At 55.2% G+C, this 26035-nt stretch carries 32 protein-coding genes; 6 read left to right on the top strand and 26 right to left on the bottom strand.

Annotation, left to right across the window (positions count from 1 at the left end):
• Nucleotides 1-8: 8 nt before the first annotated feature.
• The 15 genes from PCAL_RS04070 to PCAL_RS04005 form a co-directional block, all read right to left on the bottom strand.
• A complete protein-coding gene (locus PCAL_RS04070) occupies nt 9-947 on the bottom strand; it encodes an ATPase domain-containing protein (RefSeq protein WP_011849446.1) in 939 nt (312 codons plus the stop codon).
• 158 nt (nt 948-1105) lie between these two features.
• Nucleotides 1106-2605 (bottom strand): hypothetical protein, encoded by a 1500-nt coding sequence (locus tag PCAL_RS04065; RefSeq protein WP_011849445.1) that lies wholly within the window; start codon nt 2603-2605, stop codon nt 1106-1108.
• Between the two features lie 201 nt (nt 2606-2806).
• On the bottom strand, nt 2807-3070 hold the full coding sequence (locus tag PCAL_RS04060; RefSeq protein ID WP_011849444.1) for a hypothetical protein: 264 nt from the start codon (nt 3068-3070) through the stop codon (nt 2807-2809).
• A complete protein-coding gene (locus PCAL_RS11570) occupies nt 3070-3336 on the bottom strand; it encodes a hypothetical protein (RefSeq protein ID WP_011849443.1) in 267 nt (88 codons plus the stop codon). The genes PCAL_RS04060 and PCAL_RS11570 overlap by 1 nt, the downstream gene beginning before the upstream one ends.
• 12 nt (nt 3337-3348) lie before the next feature.
• Nucleotides 3349-3525 (bottom strand): hypothetical protein, encoded by a 177-nt coding sequence (locus PCAL_RS11565; RefSeq protein ID WP_226951995.1) that lies wholly within the window; start codon nt 3523-3525, stop codon nt 3349-3351.
• Nucleotides 3518-4273 (bottom strand): hypothetical protein, encoded by a 756-nt coding sequence (locus PCAL_RS04050; protein ID WP_011849442.1) that lies wholly within the window; start codon nt 4271-4273, stop codon nt 3518-3520. The genes PCAL_RS11565 and PCAL_RS04050 overlap by 8 nt, the downstream gene beginning before the upstream one ends.
• Entirely contained in the window at nt 4267-5082 is an 816-nt protein-coding gene (locus tag PCAL_RS04045) for a hypothetical protein (RefSeq protein WP_193322892.1), read from the bottom strand. The genes PCAL_RS04050 and PCAL_RS04045 overlap by 7 nt, the downstream gene beginning before the upstream one ends.
• Nucleotides 5079-7016 (bottom strand): ATP-binding protein, encoded by a 1938-nt coding sequence (locus PCAL_RS04040; protein WP_011849440.1) that lies wholly within the window; start codon nt 7014-7016, stop codon nt 5079-5081. The genes PCAL_RS04045 and PCAL_RS04040 overlap by 4 nt, the downstream gene beginning before the upstream one ends.
• Entirely contained in the window at nt 7013-7414 is a 402-nt protein-coding gene (locus PCAL_RS04035; RefSeq protein ID WP_011849439.1) for a hypothetical protein, read from the bottom strand. The genes PCAL_RS04040 and PCAL_RS04035 overlap by 4 nt, the downstream gene beginning before the upstream one ends.
• Nucleotides 7411-7995: a nucleotide-binding protein gene (locus tag PCAL_RS04030; RefSeq protein ID WP_011849438.1), complete on the bottom strand. Its 585-nt coding sequence runs from the start codon at nt 7993-7995 to the stop codon at nt 7411-7413. The genes PCAL_RS04035 and PCAL_RS04030 overlap by 4 nt, the downstream gene beginning before the upstream one ends.
• A 23-nt stretch (nt 7996-8018) precedes the next feature.
• Nucleotides 8019-8351 (bottom strand): hypothetical protein, encoded by a 333-nt coding sequence (locus PCAL_RS04025; protein WP_193322890.1) that lies wholly within the window; start codon nt 8349-8351, stop codon nt 8019-8021.
• Nucleotides 8338-9087: a hypothetical protein gene (locus PCAL_RS04020; RefSeq protein ID WP_011849436.1), complete on the bottom strand. Its 750-nt coding sequence runs from the start codon at nt 9085-9087 to the stop codon at nt 8338-8340. The genes PCAL_RS04025 and PCAL_RS04020 overlap by 14 nt, the downstream gene beginning before the upstream one ends.
• A gap of 10 nt (nt 9088-9097) precedes the next feature.
• Entirely contained in the window at nt 9098-9781 is a 684-nt protein-coding gene (locus PCAL_RS04015; protein ID WP_011849435.1) for a hypothetical protein, read from the bottom strand.
• A 528-nt stretch (nt 9782-10309) separates the two neighbouring features.
• Nucleotides 10310-11152 carry a Nif3-like dinuclear metal center hexameric protein gene (locus PCAL_RS04010; RefSeq protein ID WP_011849434.1) on the bottom strand — a complete coding sequence of 281 codons (843 nt, stop codon included), beginning with the start codon at nt 11150-11152 and terminating at the stop codon, nt 10310-10312.
• A gap of 222 nt (nt 11153-11374) precedes the next feature.
• Nucleotides 11375-12337 (bottom strand): hypothetical protein, encoded by a 963-nt coding sequence (locus PCAL_RS04005; RefSeq protein ID WP_193322889.1) that lies wholly within the window; start codon nt 12335-12337, stop codon nt 11375-11377.
• A 330-nt stretch (nt 12338-12667) separates the two neighbouring features.
• Between PCAL_RS04005 and PCAL_RS04000 the strand changes: the two genes are divergently transcribed.
• On the top strand, nt 12668-14110 hold the full coding sequence (locus tag PCAL_RS04000) for an HsdM family class I SAM-dependent methyltransferase (protein ID WP_193322888.1): 1443 nt from the start codon (nt 12668-12670) through the stop codon (nt 14108-14110).
• Between the two features lie 200 nt (nt 14111-14310).
• Complete coding sequence (locus tag PCAL_RS03995; protein WP_011849431.1) at nt 14311-14964, top strand: hypothetical protein; 654 nt, start codon at nt 14311-14313, stop codon at nt 14962-14964.
• Between the two features lie 602 nt (nt 14965-15566).
• Here the strand turns inward: PCAL_RS03995 and PCAL_RS03990 are convergent.
• From PCAL_RS03990 to PCAL_RS03980, 3 genes are read right to left on the bottom strand one after another with little or no spacing between them, the layout of a single operon-like run.
• Complete coding sequence (locus PCAL_RS03990) at nt 15567-15800, bottom strand: hypothetical protein (protein ID WP_011849430.1); 234 nt, start codon at nt 15798-15800, stop codon at nt 15567-15569.
• Nucleotides 15800-16129, bottom strand: coding sequence for a hypothetical protein (locus PCAL_RS03985; protein WP_011849429.1), 330 nt, complete (start codon nt 16127-16129; stop codon nt 15800-15802). The genes PCAL_RS03990 and PCAL_RS03985 overlap by 1 nt, the downstream gene beginning before the upstream one ends.
• Nucleotides 16130-16151: 22 nt before the next feature.
• On the bottom strand, nt 16152-17057 hold the full coding sequence (locus PCAL_RS03980; RefSeq protein WP_011849428.1) for a 2-hydroxyacid dehydrogenase: 906 nt from the start codon (nt 17055-17057) through the stop codon (nt 16152-16154).
• A gap of 53 nt (nt 17058-17110) precedes the next feature.
• Here PCAL_RS03980 and PCAL_RS03975 point away from each other — a divergent pair, with 53 nt between their 5' ends.
• A complete protein-coding gene (locus PCAL_RS03975; protein WP_193322887.1) occupies nt 17111-18220 on the top strand; it encodes a fucose isomerase in 1110 nt (369 codons plus the stop codon).
• Nucleotides 18221-18237: 17 nt separating this feature from the next.
• Here the strand turns inward: PCAL_RS03975 and PCAL_RS03970 are convergent, their stop codons facing one another.
• The 4 genes from PCAL_RS03970 to PCAL_RS03955 all read right to left on the bottom strand — a co-directional run bounded on the left by PCAL_RS03970 (nt 18238) and on the right by PCAL_RS03955 (nt 21198).
• On the bottom strand, nt 18238-19143 hold the full coding sequence (locus PCAL_RS03970; RefSeq protein ID WP_011849426.1) for a class I SAM-dependent methyltransferase: 906 nt from the start codon (nt 19141-19143) through the stop codon (nt 18238-18240).
• Complete coding sequence (locus tag PCAL_RS03965) at nt 19134-19445, bottom strand: hypothetical protein (protein ID WP_011849425.1); 312 nt, start codon at nt 19443-19445, stop codon at nt 19134-19136. Before PCAL_RS03965 ends, PCAL_RS03970 begins: the two co-directional genes overlap by 10 nt.
• A gap of 23 nt (nt 19446-19468) precedes the next feature.
• Entirely contained in the window at nt 19469-20527 is a 1059-nt protein-coding gene (gene mqnC / locus PCAL_RS03960; RefSeq protein WP_226951994.1) for a cyclic dehypoxanthinyl futalosine synthase, read from the bottom strand.
• Between the two features lie 86 nt (nt 20528-20613).
• Complete coding sequence (locus PCAL_RS03955) at nt 20614-21198, bottom strand: hypothetical protein (RefSeq protein WP_011849423.1); 585 nt, start codon at nt 21196-21198, stop codon at nt 20614-20616.
• Nucleotides 21199-21499: 301 nt separating this feature from the next.
• Between PCAL_RS03955 and PCAL_RS03950 the strand changes: the two genes are divergently transcribed.
• Nucleotides 21500-22510: a CofH family radical SAM protein gene (locus PCAL_RS03950; protein ID WP_193322987.1), complete on the top strand. Its 1011-nt coding sequence runs from the start codon at nt 21500-21502 to the stop codon at nt 22508-22510.
• Between the two features lie 16 nt (nt 22511-22526).
• A complete protein-coding gene (locus PCAL_RS03945; protein WP_011849421.1) occupies nt 22527-23243 on the top strand; it encodes an MqnA/MqnD/SBP family protein in 717 nt (238 codons plus the stop codon).
• Here PCAL_RS03945 and PCAL_RS03940 read toward each other — a convergent pair.
• From PCAL_RS03940 to PCAL_RS03925, 4 genes are read right to left on the bottom strand one after another with little or no spacing between them, the layout of a single operon-like run.
• Complete coding sequence (locus tag PCAL_RS03940; protein ID WP_011849420.1) at nt 23240-23623, bottom strand: hypothetical protein; 384 nt, start codon at nt 23621-23623, stop codon at nt 23240-23242. The genes PCAL_RS03945 and PCAL_RS03940 overlap by 4 nt on opposite strands.
• Nucleotides 23624-23668: 45 nt before the next feature.
• The gene (locus PCAL_RS03935) at nt 23669-23980 is read right to left on the bottom strand and encodes an FHA domain-containing protein (protein ID WP_011849419.1); all 312 of its coding nucleotides are present in this window, start codon (nt 23978-23980) and stop codon (nt 23669-23671) included.
• A 57-nt stretch (nt 23981-24037) separates the two neighbouring features.
• Entirely contained in the window at nt 24038-24541 is a 504-nt protein-coding gene (locus PCAL_RS03930; protein WP_011849418.1) for a hypothetical protein, read from the bottom strand.
• 55 nt (nt 24542-24596) lie between these two features.
• Nucleotides 24597-25232 carry a hypothetical protein gene (locus PCAL_RS03925; RefSeq protein WP_011849417.1) on the bottom strand — a complete coding sequence of 212 codons (636 nt, stop codon included), beginning with the start codon at nt 25230-25232 and terminating at the stop codon, nt 24597-24599.
• Nucleotides 25233-25331: 99 nt separating this feature from the next.
• On the opposite strand from PCAL_RS03925, the gene PCAL_RS03920 reads away from it, so the two are divergent.
• Complete coding sequence (locus tag PCAL_RS03920; RefSeq protein WP_011849416.1) at nt 25332-25823, top strand: helix-turn-helix transcriptional regulator; 492 nt, start codon at nt 25332-25334, stop codon at nt 25821-25823.
• Nucleotides 25824-26035 lie beyond the last annotated feature (212 nt).

Genomic DNA, 26035 nt, shown 5'->3' with positions numbered 1-26035 from the left:
GTAAAGGGCTACTCCAGCCCCGCATCTGTGATGCGGTAGTCAATCCTCACGTCGGGGGGCATCCCCGGCACGTCCAGCGGCCACATGTAGCCCTCCGCCTTTGCCTTGTTGGGCCGGGACATCATGAACCTGGCGTTTACCGCGTGTGCCAACACGTTGCCGCCGGCGGGCCTCTTGCCCACGGAAAAGGCCTCTGGCACGTCCATGACCTGGTTAGTGAGCACCGACGTTAGCCCAAAAGTCCTGGCATGCCTCCTCAGCCAGTCCACGAGGTAGTGGATGCGTTGCTGTCTGGCGGCCAGCATCTCCCTCCCAACGAATTCGGCGCGGTACAGCGCAGTAATGGTGTCGATTACGGCGAGGCGGCAACCCTCGGCGATGTGTCTTGGCAGGTCGAACTTCACAATCTGTTCAAGCTGGACAACGTTGGCGGGCTGATAGACGACGATTGCCTCTAACGCCTTGTCGGCGTCGAAGTTGAACCTCTTCGCTACAGCCTCGACGAGGCCGTCGTTGAATGTCCCCTCCGTGTCGATGTACACCACACGCGTGGTGAAGCCTTGGGCGAGGGCCGCAACAGAGAGCTGGTGAGCCAGCATGGACTTCCCCGCGCCGAACTCCCCCGCGAATTCGTAGATAAAGGCCTCGCGTATGCCGCGCCAGGGAGTCTTCTCGTCGAACTCCGAGACGCCGGTTTTGAAGGCCCTGCGCTGTTGCGTCCTAAGCTCTCTCGCGGTCATGGGACGCGTCGTGCCGACGCGCTGTATTGCCTGCTGGAGGATCTTGACGGCGCGGTCGTACTCCACGCCAGCCTCCACAAGCTCCTCCACAGTGAACTCCGCCAGATGCTCCACAGACGTCACCCCCAGCTCCCTAAGCCGCTCCAGCGTCTTTGGCCCCACTCCCTCCAGGCCCTCCAGGGGGTCCCCCTCCCTCCTCTTGCCCACGTAGGAGATTTCTTACGCTGGAAAAAGTCTTTGCTCCTCAATAACCGCCGCTTTACTGCTCTGCACCACAAGTGTCGCTCAGCCTAGGTAGGCTACGCGACGTGTATGGGACAAAGCCGACGAAAAAAGGAGGGGGAAAGTAGGTGTTTTTCAAATTCCTACGTCGTGCCCTCTGCGTCTCTGTCAAGCGTTGAAACACCCACTCTGAAGTCTACAAACAGCGAGGGGAGCGGGTAATAGCCGCCTTGGTATTCAAACTTCACGGGGGGCAGGTAGTACACGGCGTATATGAAGTACTTCGGATTGTTTGTGTTTAGCGCAGCGGAAGCTGTTCCTAATGCGGTAATTTGTGTACTGGCGCCTACGCCAACGGCTAAATTTAACGCGGTATTCACTACTATTGTATCTTGTGGCTCTTTTATAAGCGGTATTCCCAATGCCAAAATATTTATGCCGTTATTCTCAGAGACCGTGGTAATGGAATTTACGCTTACGTCAGATCCGCCGTATTCTGTGTGGTTGTTCCAGTACTTAGATACCAAGTTGAACATGTCGCCCACATAGCTGCTCAGAGACAACACCTCGCCGTAGGACGTAGGATTAGTAACGTTAGGCCTTACCATGTACAAGATGGCGTAGTAGTTGGTTGGAGCACAGGAAGCCCCAATAGATACGATACATTGAACCTCACTATAACGCGCAACGGCGTAGTCGCCCTTAAAGCCAACAACGACGATACCGGGGCCTTGCTGATAGGGAATCATCGTTAGTCCTTTACTCAACTTGAAGGAGCTGTCACTGATAGCAAGTGTGTATATGTCAGCGGAGTAGCCTTGGGGCATGCTTACGCCGTTGACGACATACGTGATCGCCGCTCCGCCTGAAAAGTAGACGTAGTTGCTACTAGAGGCGGCTAGGACATAGTTGACGTATACATCATTTATCAGTGAGGCCTCCCACCCAGTGGACACTCTAGCCGCCACCAGCGGTATCTCTGTGTTGGTCTGATTCACGTAGACTGTGTCCAATATCCAGTAGTAGCAGACTACTACACTCCCCGTTATACACTGGGCCATCATGCCCGGTGGCCAGCTCTGTAGGGCCATTTGCCCCGGACTCTGCAGTGCCAGAGCGGCGGCTTGTCTGCCCTTGGGCGGCTGGGTGGGGGGCTTTCCCTTGACTTTTATCGTGGCTCTCACGCTCTCTCCCCTCAGCACTCGGCCCGGCTGTATTGTGAAGCTCTTCGCCGTGCGTGCCAGTGTGTAGTTCCCGTCTGGGGTTGTGCCGTTGACGTATGTCAGCAGTACTATTACCCCCACCTCCCCCGGCGAGTTTTTCCAAGCCTCTGCGTACTTCCTAAACCGCTCCACGTTTGCCTTTGCCTCTCCTCTGCCGCACACGTCGTCTAGCTTTGCGAGGGTGCCGTTGGGAAACCAGCCTATCAGCGAGGCGCAGAAGTCCACCGGGTGGCCCGACTGGTTCACCACTTGTACCACCACCTCTTGGCCCAGCCCTCTGCTGTAGGCCACGGCGAACGAGGGCACGAACTGCACCACGTGAGGCCAAGTGTAGACAGTCCACCCAGCCCAAAGCCCAGCCACAGCCAAAGCCGCCGCGAAGAGCCACCTAGCCCTCATATCCCACTCCAGTTTATACATGGCGTAGAGAACCTGCCCCTATTTTTTTTCGCTTGCCGTCTGTCGAACTCATTATAGTCCACTGCCGATGGCATTGCCGTGTGGCGGCAAGTCGCGTTAAGCTGTCTTGGCTGGCGGCTAAGGCCCATACGCGGCAAGGCTGGAGAGGCGGTTGCTGGCCAAGGCGGCCAGCGCATGGGGCCCTACTACGCGGCATCGGCCCTAACCCTCTCCTCTACGTCGAGCACACCTTAAGAAGTCCAACGCCTCTTCCCACGCCATGCACCCCACGTCCAGCCTCTTGGCCAGCTCGGCGTCTCCTACCACCACTGCGAATTTGCCCCGGACGTAGGCCTTGACGTCGACCGCCTTTTCTACGCCTTGGCAATCCGCCGTTGAGACCAGCAGATAGCCAAAGCGCCTTAGCTCGAGAAGCTCCTCTGGAGGACAGCCCGCGAAGATGAAGACGACAGACGCGTCGCGCATCACGCAATTGCCTTAAAGCTTTCGCTGGACGCGGCGGAGTGCGCCGTGGCCGCCTCCACAAGCCAAAGGCGGCCCCGCAGAAACAAAAACACTGGCACGCCGCAGTTGCCCACCGCCTTAACCACACCCACGTCTCTGCTGAGGACGGCACAACCGTCTCGGCATGCCAGCTCTGCGGCGAGGGCCTCGGCGGGTTTGAACTCCGACAAGATGCGCTCCACCATCCACTTCCTGCACAGTTCTAAGTAGCGTCTAGCCAAGGGCAAATGCGATTCGTGTCAAGCGTCTATGACGAGGACTGCGCGGCCAGGAAAGCTGGCCATTGAGCGGAAGAGCTCCTCCGGGTCGCTGAGCGCCGCCGCCACCGAGTTCACGTCCACGTATAGGCATTGGACTCCCTCCAGCGTGGCCGGCCTTAGCTTCGCCGCGATGCCCTTCCTCTTTACCTCAACCACGGCCTAGGGCGGCCTCTGTGACTTTGAGGGACATCGTCGTTGGATCATAACGCAAAAGGCCGAGGGCTATGGCCCTCGCCACGGCCCTCTGGCCGAACTGCTCTAATGCATATTTTAGAGAGATAAAGCCGCCGCTTTCCACAGCCGTGCGCACCAGCTCCTCTACCTCTTCCTCTACGCCTGGCGGCGGGGCGGTGGGCGGGGTGCACCACGGGTAGCCCCTATACTCCTTGAGGCCCAGTGCCTCTGCCTTGAAGGCGTGGTTTACCACGACGCGGTCTGCGGCCATTGCCCGCTCGGAGAGGGTGGTGGTGTAAATCCTAACCACGCCCCTCAAGGCCTTGAGGTATAGCAAAACGTCGACGTGCTGTGGCCAGGCGTCGCTGTACACCTCCACAAGCCAGCCGCCCCTCAGCCTGCGCTCAAGGGCGTAGGCAAGGGCAATGGCCACGACGAGGGAGGCTGGGTCTACCACCGGCGCCACGTACGTCGCCTCTCCCCTCTCCACCTTGAGGTCTTCAAGGTCGGCGTATTGAAACAAAAGACAGATGGGGGACGTACAGTCCTTCAACTGCCTAGTGTGAGTGATGTGGATGGGCTGGTTGTACCTCGCCGTGAGGGCGTATATGAGCATGGACGCCTCTGGCTCGAGAGACACTCCGATGCCCGTGTAGCGCTCGGTGGGGCAGAAGGTGTAGACGTAATCCGCATTACGCTCGATTAGGCCGCCCACCACGAGCTCTAGCATATCAGCCTAACCCCCACGCCGATTGACTGCAACAGTTGATTCACGGCATGGCAGTAGGCATAAGCGCCCTTGGAGAGCCAAGAAAGGGCAGTCCTCTTGGCTCCCTTGTCCGAAAGGCGCACAAGGGCAACGAGGGCCGGCGACTGTGCTATCTCTGCGAGGTCTCTGGCAAACGGTGATACTTCTGGGTCGTAGCGCCTGGGCCACTTCAGCCTGGCGCGGGGCACTCTCACCGCAACGAGGGCCGTCTTGCCCCACGCCACCTGCGCCGCGTAGTCTAGCAAGAGCTTTTGCGGTATGGCGTTGAGGGAGAAGCGCACTGCCTCCCCCCTCAGCCTTATCACCCCGTCTCCGACCCACACATCGGCCTTTGGCGCAGGCCTAAGGACGTACCAGTCCCGGCCCACTACGACGAGGACATCGCCCGGCCTAGCCTCTGCGTCTTTCAGCTTGAGGTAGTAGCGGCGGAAGAGGACACCAGTCCTCACCACCACGCCGCTAAGCTCCTCGATGGAGGGCGAAAGCGGCGTGGGATGCGGCGATGGCGGCAGAGGTGCGGGTGGCGGCTGTGGGGACGGCTCTGGCGTGGCTGAGACGCTTTGTGGGCTATTGGACGGATTGACAGAAACCGACAGAGGCGGCGATTGTGGTGACAACTCTGGCGCGCCTTGTGGATTATCGGGCGAGTTTCCGACGGCGGACAAAAGCGGCGTGTACGCCTCACGCCGCCAGTCCTCTCTCATCACGTCGTAGGTGGGTAGGCCCGTGTAGCTCCTCACGGCCTCCCTCTTCACCTCTTCGCCGTTCATGCGCATTCGAAGACGTCTGACGGGAGCTGTATCTCCAGCTTCTTCTTGATTGAGCCAGGCGCGAGTACCGCCAGCACTCTTACCATGCCGCCGGTCTCCCTCGGCGCCCTCCCAGTCATAAGCCAGGACATGTCGTCTGCCGTTAGGCGAAGGACTTCGCGGACGTGGTTCAAATACGTCCAATTGCCGCCGAATACCAGCATTAGGGAGGCCATGTTCCTAAGCGCCTCGGGTATGTCGCCGGGCATCTGGGTGATGAGGAAGACGGCCATTCCGAACTTTCTAGCGCCCCGGGCCATAAACTCCAGCATCTCAAGGACGGGCCCCCTGGCGAGGTATGCTTCATCCACCACAACGACCCGCTCAAGCCTCTCCCTGTGCTCGTCCTTCACCCTGTTCAACTCGTACAACAACCACGCCGTCACCAAGAAAGATTGGCGTAGCGGGTCTAGGCCCAAGAGCGATATTCTGTACTGCTCCGGCACCTCTCTCAGCACCTTGAAGCCAAGCTTCTCCAACGCCTCGCCGGCGGACATGCCGAACTCAGCGGCGATTTTGGCGTAGGACGCCTCGTCGAGGGGAGGCAGGGCGTTCTTGGGAAGGTCCACAAGGCCGAACTCCTCAGCAGTACAGCGGTAGTCCCCGTGGGGGTCGATAATTGCGATTCTAACTCCTTTGTCCCGGAACTGCCTCAACAGCCAGGCCATTGTCTTCGATTTCCCCATTCCAGACCCGCCGAATATCAACAAGTGCGGCGCGGGGAGGGAGTCCACGTCTATTGTCACCTCTCTCCTCGTCACGTGCTCCTCGCCCAGCGTCACGTACCTCTTTCCGCTCTCCAGGTGGGCGCCGCCGTAGAAGATGGGGAAGCGGGTTAGGCCGCCCGAAAGTGCGTCGTGCCAGAGGTCTAGCTGCCAAAACACGGCGGTGGAGATGGGGTCTTTCCGCAAGTGGGTGGTGGTGCCGTGGTAGTCGGCTTCGCCGAACACTTTGACGTAGATGTAGGACTCCCCCCTCTGAATCCTCTCCCGCATGGCCAAGTACTTCTGCACCTCCCGCGTAGTCTTCTCGTCCTCCCTAATCGACACCAGCTTCCTCCCGTATTTTTGGTAGGCGACGGCCTCGGGCATCTTCTTAAAGACGACGGCCCAGTGCCCCATCGCGCGGCTGAGGGAAGACGCCTCCTGCACAGCGTTTCCGTCGAGGGCCTCCGCCCTCTGGTCAAGGTCGTCAAACCTATAGGACATGGCCTCTAGGGGCAGGGGAGAGACGCAGTACGCCCTCTCGAACCACCTCCACTTAGCCCAGAGGGCGAGGGCGGTGGGCAAGGCGAAGAGCGGGGCGGCCCAGCGGGGCAGAGGGGCGATGTAGGGGCTTGCTGTGGAGGCTAGGGCAACCACGGCGAGGACTACGGCGGCGATGTAAAGCGGGGCGCGGGGAGGCTTCTTGATAGAGCAGAGGGGCGGCTCCTCTACCCTCTTCATGACGAAGAGGGTCTTGAGGCCCTCCTCCACCTCCAGTGCCCTCCTCAGCGCCGTGTCTTCGTCGGTTTTGCAGACTGTGAACCGTAGGTACTTGGAGTACGAGTGGATGTAGGCGAGTGCCTCGTTTTCCCTAAGCGACGCGGCGTTCAACATGTGGTGTACCAATGGCAGCGCCTCCCTTCCCAGGGCAGTGTAGAGGGGCTCTACTCGCCAGAAGAAGTGATAACAACGGCGACGCGGGTCGTATGAGGCGGCGACGTCGCCCAGCTTGCGCTCCTCTTTCTCTGGCTCAAGAGGCTCTCTGGACAGTCTGAGGAAGAGGTATTCGCCGACGAGTAGTATGCCGACGGCGACCGCCAAGAAGAGCGGTGGGAAGGCTACGCCTGCGAGTAGCACTATGAAGAGGATGGCGGGGACAGACTTGTAGTAGTTGCGAAGCCAGGAGATCATACCTCGCAGAGGCCAAGCTTTACGCAGTCTTCCACCTGCCTCGACTTGAGGCTGTACTTCACAGCCACCCTCACAGCGGCGTCTATGTCGACGCGTCTGTGGGACAGCGAGTTGAGCCACTCCACAACGGCGCGGCCGTGTTTATACAGCAGGTAGCGTATCCTCGGGTAGCAGGAGTCGGCGTTTTTGCACATTTTCGCCAGGCGCCAGGCCTCTTGGTCGCGCCAGCCGGGCTTGAACTTCTCCGTAATGCGGAGCGGCCTACGCCACTCCCTCTTGAACCTCCTCTCCTCTTCGCGAAGAAGGCGGTAAATCAGCGGCTCCCTCCCCCGCCTCTTCAGCAGAGGCGATAGGACGGCCGAGAGCACGGCCGCCGACGCGTCGATGAGACGTCTCATGGCCCCCTCTTGAGGCCGGCCAGCTCGATGACTCTGTCTGCGAGGCGGCGTATCCCCTCGACAAACTGCTTGTGCTCAGGCGAGGCGGGCCTCACAAGCACCGGCGGGACGTACTCCGCCACAGCCCTCTCCACGGCGTAGGAGAAGGGTAGCTTGACCACCTCAGACGCCGTTGTCAGCTTGAACTCAAAGCCCCTATCTTTGTTCAACACCGCGACCTTCGCCTTCGTCTTCTCAAGCGTCGAGGCGGAGAGCCAGTCCGCAACTGGCACAAGCAGGCCGCCCTCCCCCGGCTTAATGCAAGGCGGGTAGTCAACGACAACGGCCATGACGTCGTTGCCCACTTTCTCCAACAGCTGAGGAAGTTGAGAGTCGTCCTCCAAGTACACAGCAAGGACATCGCCGCGGCCCTCGTGCACCTTGCCGTCCGCCTCAACGCCCAGTATTTTCACGCCCACGGGCACCGGGCCCACCTCCACGTAGAGTGTGCGGCCCCAAGACTTTGACAGCGCTATGGCCAGCGAAGTGGCTACAGTTGTTTTGCCGGTGCCTCCTTTTGAATGCCAGACTTGGACTATCACGCCCTCCTTGTGTGTGAGAGAAGTTAAACCCAAAGGCCCATCCTTCTCGCTACCCTCAGCAGTTCCTCTTCGACGAGTTGGGCTAGGGCAATCTTGGCCTCTACCACTCTGACCGGCCCTCTGCCCAGCCTCGCCCTAACCCTCTTCACCACGTGGGGTAGGGCCTCCTCTACGGCGGTCCTAAAGGCGCCTCCGCGCCACTCCTCCACGACCCCCCTGGCTAGGGAGGCCCTAACCACCACGTAGCCTCCCCTCGCCCCCTCAAGGGCCTTCAAGAGGGCGAAGGCCGCGCAGAGCCTCGCCAGCGCAATTGGGCCGGATGAGCAGAGCCTATCCAAAACCTCAAACTCCCCCACAGCCACACACGGCGCGGCAAAGCCAAGCCAGACATCTAGCGTCAACGCGGCAACCGCACAGTTCAGCAGACACGGCGTTAGAGGCTGAGCCGCCGTCAGCGGCGGCGCCTGCTGACTCTGCGGTAACAGAGCCGCTGGCCAATTCTGCGACACCAGAGCTACCCCTCTGTCTGCCAGCGCCGCTCTTCTGTACATCGTTTGTTTCAAGGCGGCTGGCGTCGGCCGCGCCGTTCTGCGGCTTGCCGCCCAGCGGCTCTAGGGCAATTGGCCGCTTTATGACCTCCCTTATCGCCTGTGCTCTTTTGCACAACGGCTCTAGGGCCGGCGTTGGCCTTTGGCACAGTGTGGGGAACATGAGGAGTGGCGTCACGCTCAGCGCCGCTGGCGGCGCTCCCTCGAAGCGCACCGCGGCCTCGTAGAGGGAGGCCAGTCCCTCCACCCCCCTCTTTACGACAGTGGCAGTGGGGCATATGGCTGGGTCAACGGCCTTGAGGCGGCCAGCCTGCTTTCCGGGGAATAGCGTTGGGTCCGCAAGGGCGTAGGCAAAGGCGTACTTCCCCACTTCCACTAGGTAGAAGAGGAGGAGGTGGCGAGAGGCGCAAGCCGCCTTGACCTCCGCCGCAGGCCTGACAAGGGCCCTCGCCACGTTTTCGTCGAAGCGCCGGGGCACGTGGTACAGACGGAGCTCCCAGCCGAGGGCGGCCAGCTTGACAAGCTTCAGCGCCGCCACGTCCATGGCCCCGCCTTCACCCACCGCGGGTGACCACGGAATTAAATTCCGTGGACACACGCCGTGTTTCCACAGGGACGCCCACCAGTCTCCCCGTGTCTAGCCAAACAAGCCACTCGGCCAGATGGACTTGGCGGCGGCACCTCCCAAAACACCACCTTTGGTTCGCGATGTACACGACGCCCTTTTCGCGGTACAGCTCAACAAGCCAAGGCTCCCTCTCCCAGAGGAGTCGGCGGAGGGTCTCCCACGGCCTTACCCTAAGAGCCTTTATCCCCCCGAGGCGGTATATCAACGGCGCCTCTAGCCTCCACTTGTTGGGAGGGTAGCGGGACGGCGGCAGAGACCGCCTAGAGGCGGCCAAGTCTGCGTCCACCAAGGCGCATGGGGACAGCGTCACGAGCTTCCGCGACAGCCGCGGATCCTGTTCCACATCGACGTAGGGCACTTGCAGTCTGGCGTAGCCGCTTGGCCTGCCCGTTACAGCGTATTGACAGACCCGGCCGAAGTTGGCCGCCTTGCACAAGAGGGAGGCGACGGTCGTGGCCTGCGGAGGGGAATGTGCGACGTAGGACACCAACTCTTCTAGGGACATGTTCATGCACTTTGCTACTTTCACAATCGCCTCGCCGAAGGCCCCCACCCAGTCCTCCACATGGACAGAGAGGAAGATGCACGGGTCAACATCCCTCCCACCCACGCCACAACGAACAAGCCTCTAAAAATTCTTAATGCTTACAAGATGTTACATAGAGAGAGCTCTCTAAAACTTTAAATTTCCAATGTATATGTTGTTAAAGGGGGAGTAGAGTGAAAGTATTTGTGATGTGGTGGCGGCTAGTCCGTCTCTCTGTGCCTAATGAGGTAGGGGCAAGGGGCCGTCTCCAGTTTCATTAGATGTGGATTAACGCTGTTGCAAGTGTAAGAAGGTGTTTGTTTCTGGGTCAATAGTTGACGAAAGTTTTAGAAAATTCTTGCCATTAGCGCTGAAAATGTCTTCATCGAAATGGACTAAGACGCCATCCCGTTATACTTGACGGTAAAATTTAAGATTTTAGAAAAAGTTGATAATTTATTTAGCCTTAATTGCATATACCGCAGATTAGATTGCTAAATGTAGCATTTATAGTATCAACAGTAGAACTATGGAAAGGAACACGAAGCGTAAAGCGAGCTAATGCCTTAGTGGTTCCTCACTGGAAGTTTGACAAGACGGCGCGTACGAAGACTACGTGATTTCAAAGGGCACGCCTGTGTCTATGACAAAGGTTTCTGCCTGTAAACCCCTCCGCCTTAGCTCCTCTTCTGTCCGCCTACGTAGTTCAACCATGCCTATGTACTCAGTTTGGTAGTGAGTAGCCGCTATTAGGCCTATGCCGAGGTCTTTAGCCACCTCTGCGGCTTCCTCAGACAGCTCTCCCGATATGTAGACGTCGAACCCCAAGTCCGCCAACTGCACCACGAAATCTACAAAGAAGCCGCCCCCCGTCGATAAGGCCACTCTCCTCACCTCCTCTCTACCCCCGTCGACATAGGCTATGTGCCTCAAGCCCAGCCTCTCTTTGACGTACTGCGCCAGCTCCCTAAGCTTCATTGGACGAGGAAGCTCTGCTGCTAACACCGCCTTTTTCAACACCAAGTTTCCCAGCTTCAAAGGCAACGGCCTAGCCTCAAGCCCCAGGAGGCGGGCTAGTGTGTCAAAGTTGCCTCCCTCGGCGAAATCCCAGTTTGTATGAGCGGCGTAGAGGTAGAGGCGGTGCCTGCGCAGAAGTTCAAGCACTCTATCCCTATAGCTGTATATAACTGGCGCAGAGTCCTCCGCCCTGGGAAAGAGGAAGTACTCGTGGTGTACCACTAGGAGTTGCGCCCCCCTCTCCACAGCCGCCCTAATGGCCCTAATAGAGGGGTTTAGAGAAAAGCCTATTCTCTCCACGGCCACTTCCTCAAGGCCGTGGAGAGGACCTACCACCAAGCCCAGCCTATTTCTGTGCTCCTCCATAGCTAAACTAGGCGGAGCTATAGACTCCAACACCTCAACTACATCCCGTAGAGTTGGCCTACGCAGACTCATATTACACCGTGACATAACCATAATATAAAACTACTTTTGATACGACATGACGCAAACAGGGATACGCGTGAGCTTTTAAAATCCGGCAATTCTTGCCCCCAGTGAAACTAATAGATTGCCAAAGTAGTTATAACTTGGCCTCTCTACACTCACTTTAAACATTCTCCTTGTCCACCGCTTTTAAATATCAAAGAATTCCCCCCATGAGATATCTACTATTAACTAGGGCTGTTTCACTATGAGTTCCATAAAATTTTTCATATATTTTAGAGCTTTTGCACATTTCTCTCCACACTCCGCTACTAAGTCCTTTTTATCTTTTTCTTTTGGGAAGATACGCATCATAAATGTATTGATTCTTTCAGTTATCTCGTCTTTCTTTCTACCTTTCCCGGCTTTCTTTCTACCTTTGATATACTCTAGACATCTTCTAATTTCTGCTAACGAATCCTCCCATTGTACGCCTTGAGCGAACCATTTGCCTTCTATATCAAAAGTGTCAAGCTCTCTAAAGCCTATCATAAATTGCAAAAGTTGCGTATAAAACGTATCAGTAGGTTTATTGACTCTATAATAATAGTATTTATCTTCCCTTTCTCTAAACGTATTCTTTAAAACGTCTTCGTAGCTATTATATTTGTTGTCCACATATCTCGCCTCTATCACTTTTATAAATTTTGCCGCATTAGTATTAAGATATGTGTTTTCAAGCTTATTATAAATCTCACTGTATTTATTAGAAACTTTTTGCCAATAACTAGATGGTTCCCTTGGTTCGAATTTTTTAATTTGTGAAAATAGATGGATAGGGAATCTATATACTAATTCGTGATTTTTGATTAATTCTTCTATTAAACTTTTAATATCTATATCGCCAATTTTATCTCTATGTTTTATTATAAGTCTCTCTAATAGGTAAACAGCACCAAGACATAGCGCCCAATGTAGATTCTTTATGCATCTAATGCTTAGGTCTATATTATCTTGCAAGTATTCTTCTGCTGTTAGGAACTCGTATTCTCTTTTTGCAACTAATTCCCCCATTAGGTTCATTACCTCTTTAGGCTCCCGAGGTGGATCTCTCCCCATTATTGCTATTACATTTTCGCCCATAATTTCAAATAGTTTTTTTACATCACCGATCTCTTCAGTTAGAAGATTTGCCTTTATAAAGCTAGACAACACTGTATCAAAGTATATTACCTTGTAATGTCTTAATAGGGAGGTTGCGGCGGCTAGCCTTCTTACAGCAGAGGTGTTTCTTCCCCAGAGTAGTTTTGTGACGGCAAGACTCTCGATCTGAGCAAGGAGGTTATTGAGACTCTTAGGAGCCTTATTGAGGAGGGTGCTTCTAATGGAGTCGGACAACTTGAGAGCGAATACAAGAGGAATGCTAAAGTTAAGGAGCTTATTGATAGGTGGTTTAGCGAAAGAGGGTTTAAAATGCCCAGAAACGACGCTGAGCTTCGCAATTTCCTCAAATTACTTCTGAAGGAGCAAATTTATACCTTTACAATGAAACTTCTCTTCTATCTAGTTTTACAAAGTATTGATGCGGATATGGCAACCAAACTTCAAGAATCTATAAAGCCTATTGAGAATGCGCAAGACCCGGAGTATTTTAAAAATATAGCTAACGAGCTATTTAATTATGCTATAAGTAAAACAGGCGACTTTGAAGAGATTTTCGGCGTAAATACTGTAGATAGACTACCCTTTATGCTCACATCGCTTCCTAAGCTCAAGGAAATAGTCAGGTATCTCAACCAGATAAAGTGGAGCGATATAAGCGTGGACGTTATAGGAAGAGTCTTCGAAGGACTCATTTATGAAGAACGTAGACACTTGCTAGGACAACATTACACAGATACAAAAATCGTAGATTTGATACTTACTGGCGTATTTAAAAAATATGGCAAGCCCGATAAATTATTAGACCCGGCATGTGGTTCTGGTACTTTCCTTGTCAGAGCTCTAAACTATTGGAAGATCTTCTATAGTACAGAGCTTGATAAATTGAAGATGCCTATATATGAATACGTAGAAGGAGTTGACATAGATAGATTAGCATCAATGCTTGCGAAGATAAATCTTTACATACAAGCCTTAGAAAAAATAAAAGAGGGATACAAATATGTACCCAAAATATGTCACGATGATTTCTTTAAAATAAATCTCAGCTCAGACTATGCGTACGTTGTGGCTAATCCCCCCTATACTAAACAAGTAGAGATGGCTCTCGCATTTTATGATAAACAATATAAAGAGAATTTATTAAATTACGTCAAAGATATTGAAAACTGGGATGAGAGAGCATCAATCTACGCGTACTTTCTGGTTAGAGGAGGTAAATTACTAAGGAAAAATGGTAGATTAGGCTTTATTGTTGAGAATTCTTGGCTCAATGCCGAATATGGGGCCCCCTTAAAGAAGTGGCTTTTTAAAAACTTCAGTGTCGAATATGTCATTGAGTCTCTGGTTGAAAGATGGTTTGAAGACGCAGCGGTAATAACCAACATAATAATTGCTGAGATGACAGCACAGAGCAATTATGACGTGAGATTCGTTTTTCTAAAGAAGAGTCTTAGAGAACTAATAGGTGATCCCCCTCCTGCAAACGATTTCATGGCAAACATGCAGTATTACAAGAGAATAATGGAACTATATTATGAATTTGATAATTGCACGGTTGCTAAGAATAAAGAATTGAACATATGCGAAAACGAAAAGCATAGAGTAGTTACAGTAAAGAAAGATTTTATAGAAAAGATAGAGACAAAAATAGGCAGACTGGGCATACTAAGAGGACCAAAACTCTATTTAAATCTCGTAGAGAACTTTGTAAATAATAATGATAATAGGTTGATATTATTGGGCGAAATAATCGATATACGACGGGGCTTAACTACTAATGCAGATGATATATTTTATTTACCATCAAGTATTGGGAATATGTAAAAGAAACACCGACCGATCTTGTAGTAAGAAAAACGATCCAACCAAGGACAACTTTAACCATTAGTAAAAAATACTTAAGAAGGTTAATAACGCCAAGACACATAGAAAATTCTACCTATGAAATAGAGTCCCTACCTACTCTAAAGAAAGAAGATTATGTAATTTGGGTCGACGACGTAAATAATGTTACTGATTATGGAATGAGAGAGTACCTTGCATGGGCAGAAAATTTTGTCAAAGAGAAATATGTAACTAGTAATGGAAGAAAGTTTTCAACATTATATAATAAAATCGTTAACAATAATAACTGGACTAAACTAACTGATACTTCAGGTGGGCTACTCATATTTAGGAAAGGCATACACAAAAATTATGGGGTATTACTAAACAGAGTTGTCGATGCCCAGTTCCATCAGAGACTTTACATAGGCTATATAAAAGACGAATTCAGAGGAAGAGTTAGTCCTGAAGTACTATTCGCCGTAGTAAATTCTGTCATAACATATATTGGTATGGAGTTAATTGGACAAACTAGCTTGGGAGAGGGAGTTCTCGACATTAAGACGACCGACTATGAAAGAATACCGATAATCAATCCAATATGGTTAGAAAAACATCTTAGAGAAAACAATAAGTTTAGTGAATTCCTTGATACTGTCAATAATATGCTTAGGCTTAGACCTAAAGATATAGAGAATGAGGCAGAAAGACTAGAAAGGTTAGAGATGGAAAAATTTGTGCTAGGATCTCTAGGATTTGGTGAAAACGAGATAAGGGATCTATATAGAGAACTTATAAAACTTGTCCAATTTAGGACGGAAAGAGCTAGAAATGTAAGACAAGACTATTCATGAATATAGGCATATTTTTATACTATTTTTTCTGACTTATATCGGCTTTGTTTTTGTCCTACCTGGCTACATACTTAACCTATTCTTTCCTAGTGAAAGCGTAAATGTAAATAAAGATCATAACAGAACAAAGAGCTCTAGCAAATACCATGATTTGACCATTCGACGTGGTGGTGGAGAGGGGCGGCTTGAGGGCGGAGGTGAGGGGCGAGTGAGTTAGCCGCAGGGGCGGCCCCTGTTCTTCGCCGCCGCAAGGTAGACTGGGCCTCCCGCTTCGCCGACAGACACATAGTATGTGTCGCGTATGTAGACCGCGACGCGTGTATAGAAGTGGAGTGTGTACCCTTCGCCGAATTTCAAAAGAAGTGGATACCCCGCGGAGAGAGGGATAGAGCCGTTACTTGGCATACAGGCGAGAAGAAGGTTTGTCAAATTGAGCCGGTGGTAGGGTAAACGCAGACCACGTCCAGAGCCCCCTCTGCTACGGCTTTGGCTAGCCGAGGGAGCGCCGCTGGGTGGCGAAAAGATATAAAGGGCTGAGCAATATAGTATTAGTGAGGATGTGTGCCGCAACGGAGCTGTGAAGTGACCCCTGTCGGATCTGACTAATCCTTCGGCGGTATCTTGGCCACCGAGTCGGCCACCTTTTCCACGAGCCACTTAAGCTCCTCAAGCTCCTCCCGGGTGAAGTCGCTGTGCCATTTCTCGAGTACCCGGCGTAACAGCTCCAGGGTGAAGTACAACGTGGGCCAGTAGGGGTGGTGCTCGGCTATGCTCTCGGCCAGGCGCTGGAGCTCCTCCACTCTCTTCAACATCGCCGCAGAAACGTCCGACTGCATCACGCCCAAGTCGACGCCCTAAGCTCTTCAACTGCCTCCTCTCCCCCTTTCCCGCCGCGGCGGCGGGCGGATAGGTACTGGCGGAGCAACGCCGGGAGGACTACGCCCACCACCCGGTCCCAGTCCCTCTGTAGCTCCTCCCTAAGCCACCTACAGTTAACTCCGCCATATTCGGCGTAGTACATAGAAAAAGCCCTGTCTAAGAAAGTGTAGACGTCGTGGCTTTCCCCAGCCCTCTCCACCTCAGAAGCCAGCCTCCGCTCTCCCCAGCGCTCCAACAGGCGGATAACCTCGCCGTGGAGAAGGTCGAATATCACCAGCCTGCTCACACTGCCCTACTCGTATCTCTATTTAAACGTAGTCGCTCCTTTTTGCGATATTCTTCGGCGTCTCGCCCCTGGCCCATGCCAAGAGGTTTTTGACCGCCTCCACAGCCATCTCTCTCCAAACCTCCTCACTCCCGTAACCCCCGGCGACCCAGGGGGTGGCCACCACGTTTGGGAGAGCGAAAAACTCGGCGTCTTTTGCAAAGTTGTTCCTCCCCCACCACACGTCGCTTGCGAAGACAAACCGCGGCCGCTCCTTCAAAATGCGTAAGGCCCCCTCCCTGTCTACCACCTCAGCGCGGCCTACGTTGACAAAGACGGCGTCCTCTGCCATCAGGGCCAGGTGCTCGTACCGTATCAGCCCTCTGGTGTGCTTGTTGAGGGGGAGGGCGCACACGGCGGCGGAGGCCCCCCGGAGCGCCTCCTCGAGGCTCGTGGTAAAGCGCCACGGCCCCTCCCTCCTCGACCTAGAGAAGCCCCAGACCTCTGCCCCCAGCGCCGCGAGGATTTTAGCCACGCGTGTCCCTATCTCCCCCAGCCCCAGGACGGCTACCTTCCTCCCCCTAAGCATGGGGACGGCGTAGACCCGGTCGTACTCCCCCCTCTTCATCCGCTCGTTGTACTGAACAATCTTCTTATACGCCGCCAGCAACATGCCCAGCGCGAACTCCGCCACGGCGTCTGCATTACTCCCCGCGTTGCCCGCCACCACCACGTTGGGAGGAATGTGCTCCCACGGGAGGTGATCTAGCCCAGCCAGCGCCACTTGTATAAACCTGAGCCTGGGCATCTTAGCCAACTCCTCCGGCGTGAGCCTAGTCACCAATGCCGCCTCCACCTCCGACAAGTCTCCGCCGGGGCCCACCACTTCAAACCCCTCTAAGAGCCTACGCGCCTCTTCGGGGAGCTCAAAGTTGACGTAAATCTTCATGCCAACGAGAAAACCTGTGCATAAAAGTTATATAGGCGGGCGGCCTGGGGCCCGTGGCGGTGGTCTTGGCCTCGCCTCTACACGGTTCCTTTGCGGCAGAAGTTTCAGAGCTGGTCAAGCGGACGGTAGGCGAGGCGGCCCCCGGCGCAGTGGGCAAAGTGCCGCTTATCGTGCACGCCACAGGCGGCACCACGTGGGACGCGGTGGAGCTTGTGACGCAGACGGGCGCAAAGGCGGCTGTGCTCGTGGGCTTTGGAGAACACAACAGCTTCGCAAGCGCCCTCCACACCAGGGCAGAGCTAGAGGCCATGGGCATTCCGGCCGTGGTCTTCCACTGCCCCACCTACGCCCAGTGCGAAGACACGTTGAAAAAGGCCAAGAGAGTCGCCGACGCCGCTTCGGCGTTGCTGGGGGCAAAGGCCCTCCTCATAGGCAGAGAGACGGCCCAAGCCGCCGCTGCGCGGCAGAGGTTCCAGTGGGACGTGGAGGTGGTCTCCATAGAGGACTTTGAAAAGGCGGTGGAGGCCGCCCCGCCCGACTCCGCCGCGCTTAAGACCTTCGACGACGAGAAAGTGGCCAAGATAACGGCGGCCCTCAGAGACCTCGCCGCGGGGAGGGACCTAGCCGCCATCCAGTGCTTCCCCTATCTCATGAGGAACAAGGTGACCCCCTGCCTAGCCCTCGCCCTCCTAAACGCCGAGGGCTACACTGTGGCGTGCGAGGGGGACTTAGCCGCTGGCTTCGCCATGTTGATGTCCAGGCGCTTGACCGGGCGCCCCGGCTGGATAGCCAACGTGGTATACGCCAAGGGAAGGCAAGCCGCCTTCGCCCACTGCACCATATCGCTCGACATGGTGAAGAGCTGGAGAACAATGCCGCACTTCGAGTCCGGGTATCCGCACGGCCTCTCGGGGGAGCTCGCCGAAGACATCTACACCGCCGTATCCCTCTCGCCCAGGATGGACAAGATCGTCATAGGCGTGGCCAAGGTGCTGAAAAGCGGGAACTTCATAGAACGCGCCTGTAGAACACAGGCGCTGGTAGAAATAGGCGACGTAGCCGCCAAGGCCCCCGCAAACCACCACGTCTTTATCCCGGGGGACGTGACCGAGGAGGTCAAGGCAGTGGCAAAGCTGTTAAAGCTAGAAATCGTAGAGTACTAGGGGTTCGGCCTGTATTGCTAACTTTCTTCCCGCTTCCACACAGCGCCATAGAAGGGCATAGTCTTTATCAGCCGTCTCTCCAGCTTGAAATGCATTTGCAAGAGGTTTTCTACGTCTTTCCACGAATATACGTGTATGGCGCCTAATGCGGCATGTATGGCCAAGTACCCTGGCATAGACTCCACAACGGGTTGCGCCACATACAACCTCCCGCCTGGTGCCATGGCCCGCCAAATACATTCCAGCTCCCTCGCTGGGTCAGGAAACCACTGCATCTTCTCCACGAGGAGAACTACGTCAAACCGCCCCGACACATCGCACGCGGAGTTTGCCGTAACAAAAGTTCCCTCAGGCGCAGTCTTCTTGGCCAGCTCTACAAGCGACGGGCTTGAGTCGTAGCCCACATAAAGCCGAGGCCTATAATCCTCGAAGTACAGCACGGCAAGGTGGCCCTCTCTGCTGTAGGGCTCCAACACGGCACCGTCATTCCGCATTCCCACAGCCTTAAAAAACGTCTTAATCATAATGCGGTGCCAGCCCTGAATCTGCAAATCGCTGTAAAACAAGTCTAAGACATTTCTATCCACCTCATCTCTGGCGACCTTCACTACGTCGATACTGTCAAAATTTTGATGTAGCTCAACCCACTCCCGGGCATATATACCCTTGGGCATCTCAGGCTTTTTAACATCTCTCCTAACCCCTCCCTCTTCGTCAATAATCCCCCTAGTCAAAAGCGCGTTGTACAACGCCTTCACAAAAGTATTCTGGGTACGATGCGCACCGGCATCCACAAGCTCCCTCCACCACTTCACAGCGTACCACACACTCCAATCCAAGGCCTTCTTAAGCTCAAAAATGCCACCCGACGCCTCTATATACTCCTTGAAAAATCTATATACCGCGGGAAACTCTAGGTACATACCAAAGCCCCAACATCTCTCAATTTCACTAAAAGCGGCAAAAGCTCCCGAGGAGCCCTCCCAGACTCCACAGCTTGTAAAACCATCTGCTGTGCCTTGCCGCTTAGAGCAGCGATACGATCCCAGTCACGTACCTCACAGTCAAAAAGCCTCACCTCCTCCACCAGCTCTTCCACCCCCACCACCACTTGTGAGCCACACCGCCGACAATTAACAACCACGGGGGACTTCTTCTCAACTTCTACAACAACCTCATCTCCACAATTGGGGCACCTCTTTACAACAGAAAAGATAACTTGCATCAAACCTTTTTACGCATAAGTATTTACGTTTTTCGGTACTCCTCGCCGGGTATAATGCGGTAGAGGTTGTCTCTCTCCGCCGGCCTGAACCCAGCCGACTTTATGAGTTTTGCCACGTCCTCCCGCCGGTCGATGGGGGCCTCGGCCCTCTTCCACTCGAGGACCTTCTCCTCGTACAGCGTCCCCCCGAAGTCGTCTGCGCCGAAGTACATGGCCAACTGGGCCGTCTCGGGGCCCGTGGTGAGCCACCCCGTCTGAATGTGCGGTATGAGGTCCCTAAAGACGATCCTGGCCACCGCCACCATCCTGAGCAGAGTCGCCGAAGTCTTTGGGTAGGGGATCTTCTTCCCCAGCTCGCTAGTCCCCGGCTCAAAGTTCCACGCGATAAAGGCCATGAAGCCCCCAGTCTTGGCCTGAAGCTCTGCGATCTTGCGCATGTGCAACGCCACGTCGCGGAGGCTCTCCACGTGGCCGTACATCATTGTGGCAGAGGAGGGAATGCCCAACCTGTGAGCCTCCTCCATAATCCTAAGCCAAGTCTCCGCGTCTATCTTCCTCGGCGCAATCAACCGCCTCACCTCGTCCACGAGAATCTCCCCGCCACCCCCAGGCATAGACTCCATCCCAGCCTCCTTCAACCTCTCCAACACCTCTCTATACGACATCCTCTCCCGCCTAGAGAGATAGTCTACCTCAAGGGGCGATAAGGCGTGAATGGCGATGTGCGGCGCCCTCTCCTTAATCCTCCTAAAAAGCTCCTCAAAGTACTCAATCCCAATCTCAGGGTTTACCCCGCCCTGCACCAAGACCTGCCTAATGCCATACCGCGCGTCCACCTCCAACACCCTCCTAACGGCCTCCTCGACGCTGTAGGTATACACCTCGGGGTGCCGCGGCGGGCGGTAAAAGGCGCAGAAACTACACCCAACCACACAGACGTTCGTATAATTCAAAATCATGTTAGAGATGAACGTAGTCACGTCGCCATACAGCTTGGCGCGAATGGCGAAGGCCCGCCTCCCGAGCTCCCACAAGTCGGCCCTCAGAAGCTCCTCAATTTCATCCACTGTGGGAACCTCCACAGAGGGGAGACAGTTGGCACATATAAATCAAGCGGCGCCGGGCAGAGCCCAGTAAGACAGCGACGAGAGCCGTCTACGACAAGTCGTCAAGAGGTCCGACTACCCTCCCTCTGCCCCCTCTTCCTCAGAGCGATTCCCCTCATTATCGAGGCGTATATCAACAGCTTCCACGCGCCCGGCCTGTCGCCATGTTCTTTTACAAACTTCCTAGCCAGCTCCCTAAGCTCGTCAGCCTCCTCCAGGGTGAGCTCCTCCTTCTCCACAAGCTCTCTAATCCTCCTCAACTCCTCCTCGGTGAGGGGGTTGAGGCGGGCGAGCCTAGCCAACTCCCCCTTGACAAAATCCACATCCCTCGCCTCAAGAACACCCCTAAAACCCAAAAACTCAGCAAAAAACTCAAATTGGTCACGAGTAGCCTGGGCCAGCTCGTCAAACCTCCCTTCAAGCTCCAAGATACTCTTGATAACTTCTCCAAGCTTCTTGTCCATCTCTTCGAACCTCTTATCGATTCTTTCAAACCTCTTATCAATTTCTTCAAACTTTTTATCCACATACTCGAACTTCTTCTCTATCTCGGCGAATTTTCTGCCGAGCCAATAGGCAAGAGAGGCTGTTGAGGCCGCCACAGCGCCTATTGTCCCAATGGCTGTGAGCAACAGCTCAACAGACACACAAACCACTTCACACAAGTTAAAAATCTTTACTCATTGCGCTTGTCAACTGTGAGAGGTCTAGGAGCCGGTGGCCTCCAGCCCTGTACCGGCCGGTGAATGTCTGACGTCTCGATATGCGGTCAGTAGATAAGCGGCCTCTGTGCACGAGCTACCGACCTCCCCCGCTACCTGGCCTACACGCTCTCGGCAGTGCCCGGCGAGATTTATTAAATAGGGAATTCGTAACCAAGTGCTCAAGCCAGAAGACGTGGTGGAGGCCGCCCTTAGGGGGCTCTCTAGGCACGACGCAGAGGCGCTGATGCGCGAGGCGGACATGTTCACGCTGGCCCAGGCCGCCCACGCCGTCTCGCAGAAGTTCTACGGCGACGTGGTGACCTTCGTCAACAACATCGTGGTGAACTACAGCAACGTCTGTGTGGCCAAGTGCCCCATATGCGCCTTCTACCGCCTGCCGGGGAGCCCCGACGCGTATGTGCGTAAGCCCGAGGAAGTGGCCGCCGCAGTGAGACAAGCCGTGGAGCAACGCGGCGTCACGGAGTTGCACATAAACGGCGGCTTTAACCCCTTCCTAACCCCCGAGTACTTCGACCAGCTGTTCTCCGCCGTCAAGAAGGCCGCCCCCCGCGTGGTAATAAAGGGGCCCACCATGGCCGAGGTGGACTACTACGCCAAGCTGTGGCACATGTCTTGGCGAGAAGTCCTCTCCAGGTGGAAAGACGCGGGGCTAGACGCCATATCGGGCGGCGGCGCCGAGATATTCGCAGAAGAGGTGAGGAGGGTGGTGGCGCCACACAAGATATCCGGCGAAGAGTGGATCAGGATAGCCGAGGTGGCCCACGAGCTGGGGATCCCCAGCAACGCCACAATGCTCTACGGCCACGTAGAAGAGGACCGCCACGTGGTAGACCACATATTCCGCGTAAAAGAGCTACAGGAAAAGACCGGGAGGGTACTCCTCTTCATACCCGTGAAGTACAACCCGCAAAACACCGAGTTGTACAAGAGGGGGGTCGTGAAGGGCCCCGCCCCAGCCACATACGACGTAAAAGTGGTGGCCATATCCCGCCTAATCCTCTTAGACAGGCTAAAGGTAGCCGCCTACTGGCTCTCCGTGGGGAAGAAGCTCGCCTCCACGCTACTCCTCGCGGGGGCCAACGACCTTGTCGGCACCATGTACAACGAGGCCGTGCTGAGGTCGGCCGGGGCGCCCCACTCCGCCACGCCAGAGGAGCTGGCCGCCATAGCGAGAGAAGTGGGCAAAAGACCCGCCGAGCGGGACACCTTCCACAGAATAATTAGATATATATAGGAGGCGTAAAACGGGCGTGAAAGTAGTAAGGCTGAAATACGCCCACAACGACCCCCTCTTCCACCGCGCCAGAGTAGCCGCCATACCCGCCTCAAACCTCGCCTCAGCCCAGCTACTCCTAACAGGCGAGGCCTGCTGCGGCTTTGTCCCAGTCACCCTAGCCGCCAGGCACGGACTCCCAGTGGTGCCAAGGCTGGCGGTGTACAGCGACGGGCCCGTGATATCCTCCCGCCTCTTCAAAGGCGGCGGCGCGGGATACGCCGCAGTGGAAGACACCACGGTAAGCGCCCTCGCACTGAAGGCCGCCATGGGGATAGAGCTACAGCGGGTGGCCACCCTAGACGGCGCCTTCGCCAAATACGCAGGCGTGCTAGTAATAGGCGACGACGCGTTGCGCCTAGTAGACGCGGGGCGCCCACACATAGCCGACGTGGGAGAGGCCTGGCGGGAGAAATTCGGAACCCCCCTCGTCTACGCCGTATTCGCCGCCTCCCCCAAGGCAGACAGACAAGAGGTGTTCCGCGCAGTCGAAGAGCTGGAAAACTCCCTAGCCCACTTCTACGAAAACCCCACGCCCCTCGTGGAACAGGCGGCCAAGCGCCTCGGCATCTCCACACAACTAGCCGAGCGGTACTTCGCCACGGGCGTCAAATACCACGTAACCCCCCGCGTGGTGCAAGCCCTCCAAAAACAGGCAGAGATAATGGGCCTAGGAGAGCTCAACCTACTCTAGCCCACAGGGCAGAGGCCCCCCCCCCCCCACCAGAGAAAGCCGAGACCCAACGCCACTAGAAAGAGAGCACCCACCACCCTCTCCGGCACCGCCAAGCCGAGCAATTGCACAACACCAAGCGCCAGGAAGATGGCGCCAAGCCCAAGGAGGAGAGCGGCCCCAAACCGGCCCCCAGAAGAACCAGCGGGAAGAGACGGCGGGCGAGGCGTAGCCTCGGCGCCCTTTTCTTCAGCGCCCCCTCTGAGAAACGCCATTGCTATAAAGCCCAAGCCCATGCCTACAAACAGCCCCACGTCAGGCCTCTCCACTAGGAGACCAAGCCCCATTCCCAGAAACATTAATCCAACAAACACGAGGCCTCCAACGTGCCGCGAGGCCATAGAAAAAGTTGCCCCGCGATATAAATCTATTGCGCTTGTCGAGCGCTACTCCACCACCAGCTCCACCACCCCCGCCACGTTGATCACGTCGCCGCGCTTCAGGGGATAGAGGCCGCGCCCCCTTATATCTACCCCATTCACAAAAGTGCCGTTTGTACTGCCCAAGTCCACCACGTAGTAGGACCCGTCCACCCTCTTCACTGCGAAGTGGCGCCGGGAGATGTACCCGGCCAGCGGGTGCCAGGCAAAGTCAGACCGCCCAAACACCCTATACCCATCCACCTCCACCGCGAACCTCCCGTCCCTGCTCCTAAGCACGACGGCAGGCGGGAAAACCTCCACCTCAAAAACCTCCATGCACCACAGCCCACGCGGGAATAATTAGCCACCGCGCAAAAAACAGACGTAGACGCCCTACTCCTTCTCCGCCTCGTACCTCCTCACAATCTTCAACTCCTCGGCCGTGAGCTTCCTCACGCCGTACGCCACGGCCTTGAGAGATCCCCCCTCCACGTACACTCTGTAAAACGTGATTTCGCCCGGCGTCTCCCTAACGGCAAACCTCACCTCCTTCCCCGCCAAAACCTCCTCCACACCCTCTACCCCATCCAAGTAGTAGAAGATAGGCGTGTGAAGGGCGGCGAACTTCCTCACCCTCCTCAAGACAGCGACGGCGCGCCTCCCCAGCCCCTCCAAGTGGGGACTCATCAGAAGGAGGGCGTTGTCCACGTCCACGTCGAACTCGTCCGACGCGTAAAACTCCACCCTCGCCCTAGACGACGCCCCCACAGCCGCGGCCATGGCCACACAGCTAGGCGTCTTGTCGTACACGACGGCCAACTCGCCCACATCCCCCACGAGGCCCTCCGCGTAAATCTTCCCCAAAAGCGCCCTATAGGCCACCTCAGACCCCCTCATTGAAGAAGTACTACGGCACGTTTAAAAATTTGACAGAAAGAGAAAAGGGTGGGGTTTAATGGGCCTCTGGGAACACTTCGCCGAGGTATTTGCCGTGCCAGCTGTGGAACCACACCGCGCCGCTGTACCCGTTGACGCTCAACATCTGCATATCGCCGCTCACCTCGAAGTGGAAGGTGTAGTAGCCGGGGAACGTGTACTCCTCCTCAATCACGGCGCCTGGGAAGCGGCTGGCTAGCCAGCTCTCCGCAATACGCCTAGCCTCCTCCTCAGAGATCCGCATGGGAGACCCAAGCCACATCATAGACTGGGGCTCCGGATGTATAACGCCGTTGAAGAACACCAAAACCTCGCGCTGAGGGGCGCCGCCGATACCCACAACTACGTAGTAGCCATTGCTGTACTTCTCCACAGAAATAACCTCATACCCAGTAACCCGTTTTACATACTCTACAACATTGCTATCATTTACATACAATCCGCCGCCCCACCCCGCCATAGGGCAACCCCCCACTCCATACATGCCCATTGGGACGCCGGCCGGCCTGCCCCACATGCCTCCACCTCCCATTCCACCGCCCATCATGCCTCCATAAGGTGGGCTATTCCACGAGCCCCACCACGCCGCGGCCGCCAACGCCGCAAGCGCCAACGCGATTACCGCCAATCCTATACCAGTCTTATTCACCATGGTCGACACGTTCCCACGTGGGTAAATACCTGCCGTGAAACCACCGGGAGGTGCGGTGTCGGGGCAGTGAAACTTTTATGAGTATGCGCAACGGGGACTATGCGATTGGCCCCCCTCTTGGCCTTCGCCGCCGTAGCCGCCGTAGTCTTAGACTACCTCCATGTCTCCCTCATGTGTCCACTGTGCCGCTTCCCATCGCCCATGCTCCCAGTATTTTTCCTCTTAACTCTACTTACCACCGCCCTGTTAGACGTGTTTTATACAGGAGGGTTTAAACCAACTAGACAGCAGACCCAGGGCCTACCCGCCGCTGTTATAAACCTCCTCCGAGAGCCCGACCGGTCGATATATATCAAGGTCTATGAAAAGGGGGGAGAGGTGTCGCTGTCCGAAGTAGCCAAGGAACTAGGACTTAACAAACTAAGGGCGTGGAGAGCCGCGCAGAGACTTGCCGAAAAAGAGCTTGTTTACCTAGAAAAAAGGTCCGGGAGATTAGTGGTGCGGCTGAGACCCCTTGAAAATCTGCCTATAAAGCCAGAAAAGGGCAAAGACAATAAACAGCAGAAACAACACAGCCAAAGCCAGCCCTAGCAAGGCCCAGAGAAATCCCCACCAACCCATCCCAGGCCCCCAACCACCGCCCCACCACCAGCCACCACACATAGGACACTGCGCATACGCCAACACCGCAAACACCAACGCCACCAACACCAGCAACTTGCTCATGGCCACCAAAATTGGTAGCTAGCTTTAAACCCTACGAGAAACCCGTCTCCGCCAAAGTTTCACACAGGTGAAAAACA

Origin of the sequence: Pyrobaculum calidifontis JCM 11548 (assembly GCF_000015805.1) — an archaeon.
Taxonomy (GTDB): domain Archaea; phylum Thermoproteota; class Thermoprotei; order Thermoproteales; family Thermoproteaceae; genus Pyrobaculum; species Pyrobaculum calidifontis.
Note: the sequence above shows the minus strand (reverse complement) of the source record. Positions and strands in the feature narration are given on the sequence as shown.

Bases quoted from the DNA above. Each gene is read 5' to 3' on its own strand.
- PCAL_RS03990 (WP_011849430.1), bottom strand. From the start codon at position 15,800: ATGCAGTCGGACGTTTCTGCGGCGATGTTGAAGAGAGTGGAGGAGCTC.
- PCAL_RS04020 (WP_011849436.1), bottom strand. From the start codon at position 9,087: ATGGACGTGGCGGCGCTGAAGCTTGTCAAGCTGGCCGCCCTCGGCTGG.
- PCAL_RS03940 (WP_011849420.1), bottom strand. From the start codon at position 23,623: ATGGCCTCGCGGCACGTTGGAGGCCTCGTGTTTGTTGGATTAATGTTT.
- PCAL_RS03920 (WP_011849416.1), top strand. From the start codon at position 25,332: ATGCGATTGGCCCCCCTCTTGGCCTTCGCCGCCGTAGCCGCCGTAGTC.
- PCAL_RS04000 (WP_193322888.1), top strand. From the start codon at position 12,668: ATGAAACTTCTCTTCTATCTAGTTTTACAAAGTATTGATGCGGATATG.
- PCAL_RS03970 (WP_011849426.1), bottom strand. From the start codon at position 19,143: ATGTACCTAGAGTTTCCCGCGGTATATAGATTTTTCAAGGAGTATATA.
- PCAL_RS04035 (WP_011849439.1), bottom strand. From the start codon at position 7,414: ATGAGACGTCTCATCGACGCGTCGGCGGCCGTGCTCTCGGCCGTCCTA.
- PCAL_RS04045 (WP_193322892.1), bottom strand. From the start codon at position 5,082: ATGAACGGCGAAGAGGTGAAGAGGGAGGCCGTGAGGAGCTACACGGGC.
- PCAL_RS03950 (WP_193322987.1), top strand. From the start codon at position 21,500: ATGCGCGAGGCGGACATGTTCACGCTGGCCCAGGCCGCCCACGCCGTC.
- PCAL_RS03935 (WP_011849419.1), bottom strand. From the start codon at position 23,980: ATGGAGGTTTTTGAGGTGGAGGTTTTCCCGCCTGCCGTCGTGCTTAGG.
- PCAL_RS04065 (WP_011849445.1), bottom strand. From the start codon at position 2,605: ATGTATAAACTGGAGTGGGATATGAGGGCTAGGTGGCTCTTCGCGGCG.
- PCAL_RS04060 (WP_011849444.1), bottom strand. From the start codon at position 3,070: ATGCGCGACGCGTCTGTCGTCTTCATCTTCGCGGGCTGTCCTCCAGAG.
- PCAL_RS03930 (WP_011849418.1), bottom strand. From the start codon at position 24,541: ATGAGGGGGTCTGAGGTGGCCTATAGGGCGCTTTTGGGGAAGATTTAC.
- PCAL_RS03925 (WP_011849417.1), bottom strand. From the start codon at position 25,232: ATGGTGAATAAGACTGGTATAGGATTGGCGGTAATCGCGTTGGCGCTT.
- PCAL_RS03965 (WP_011849425.1), bottom strand. From the start codon at position 19,445: ATGCAAGTTATCTTTTCTGTTGTAAAGAGGTGCCCCAATTGTGGAGAT.
- PCAL_RS04040 (WP_011849440.1), bottom strand. From the start codon at position 7,016: ATGATCTCCTGGCTTCGCAACTACTACAAGTCTGTCCCCGCCATCCTC.
- PCAL_RS03995 (WP_011849431.1), top strand. From the start codon at position 14,311: ATGAGAGAGTACCTTGCATGGGCAGAAAATTTTGTCAAAGAGAAATAT.
- PCAL_RS04050 (WP_011849442.1), bottom strand. From the start codon at position 4,273: ATGCTAGAGCTCGTGGTGGGCGGCCTAATCGAGCGTAATGCGGATTAC.
- PCAL_RS04010 (WP_011849434.1), bottom strand. From the start codon at position 11,152: ATGAGTCTGCGTAGGCCAACTCTACGGGATGTAGTTGAGGTGTTGGAG.
- PCAL_RS03980 (WP_011849428.1), bottom strand. From the start codon at position 17,057: ATGAAGATTTACGTCAACTTTGAGCTCCCCGAAGAGGCGCGTAGGCTC.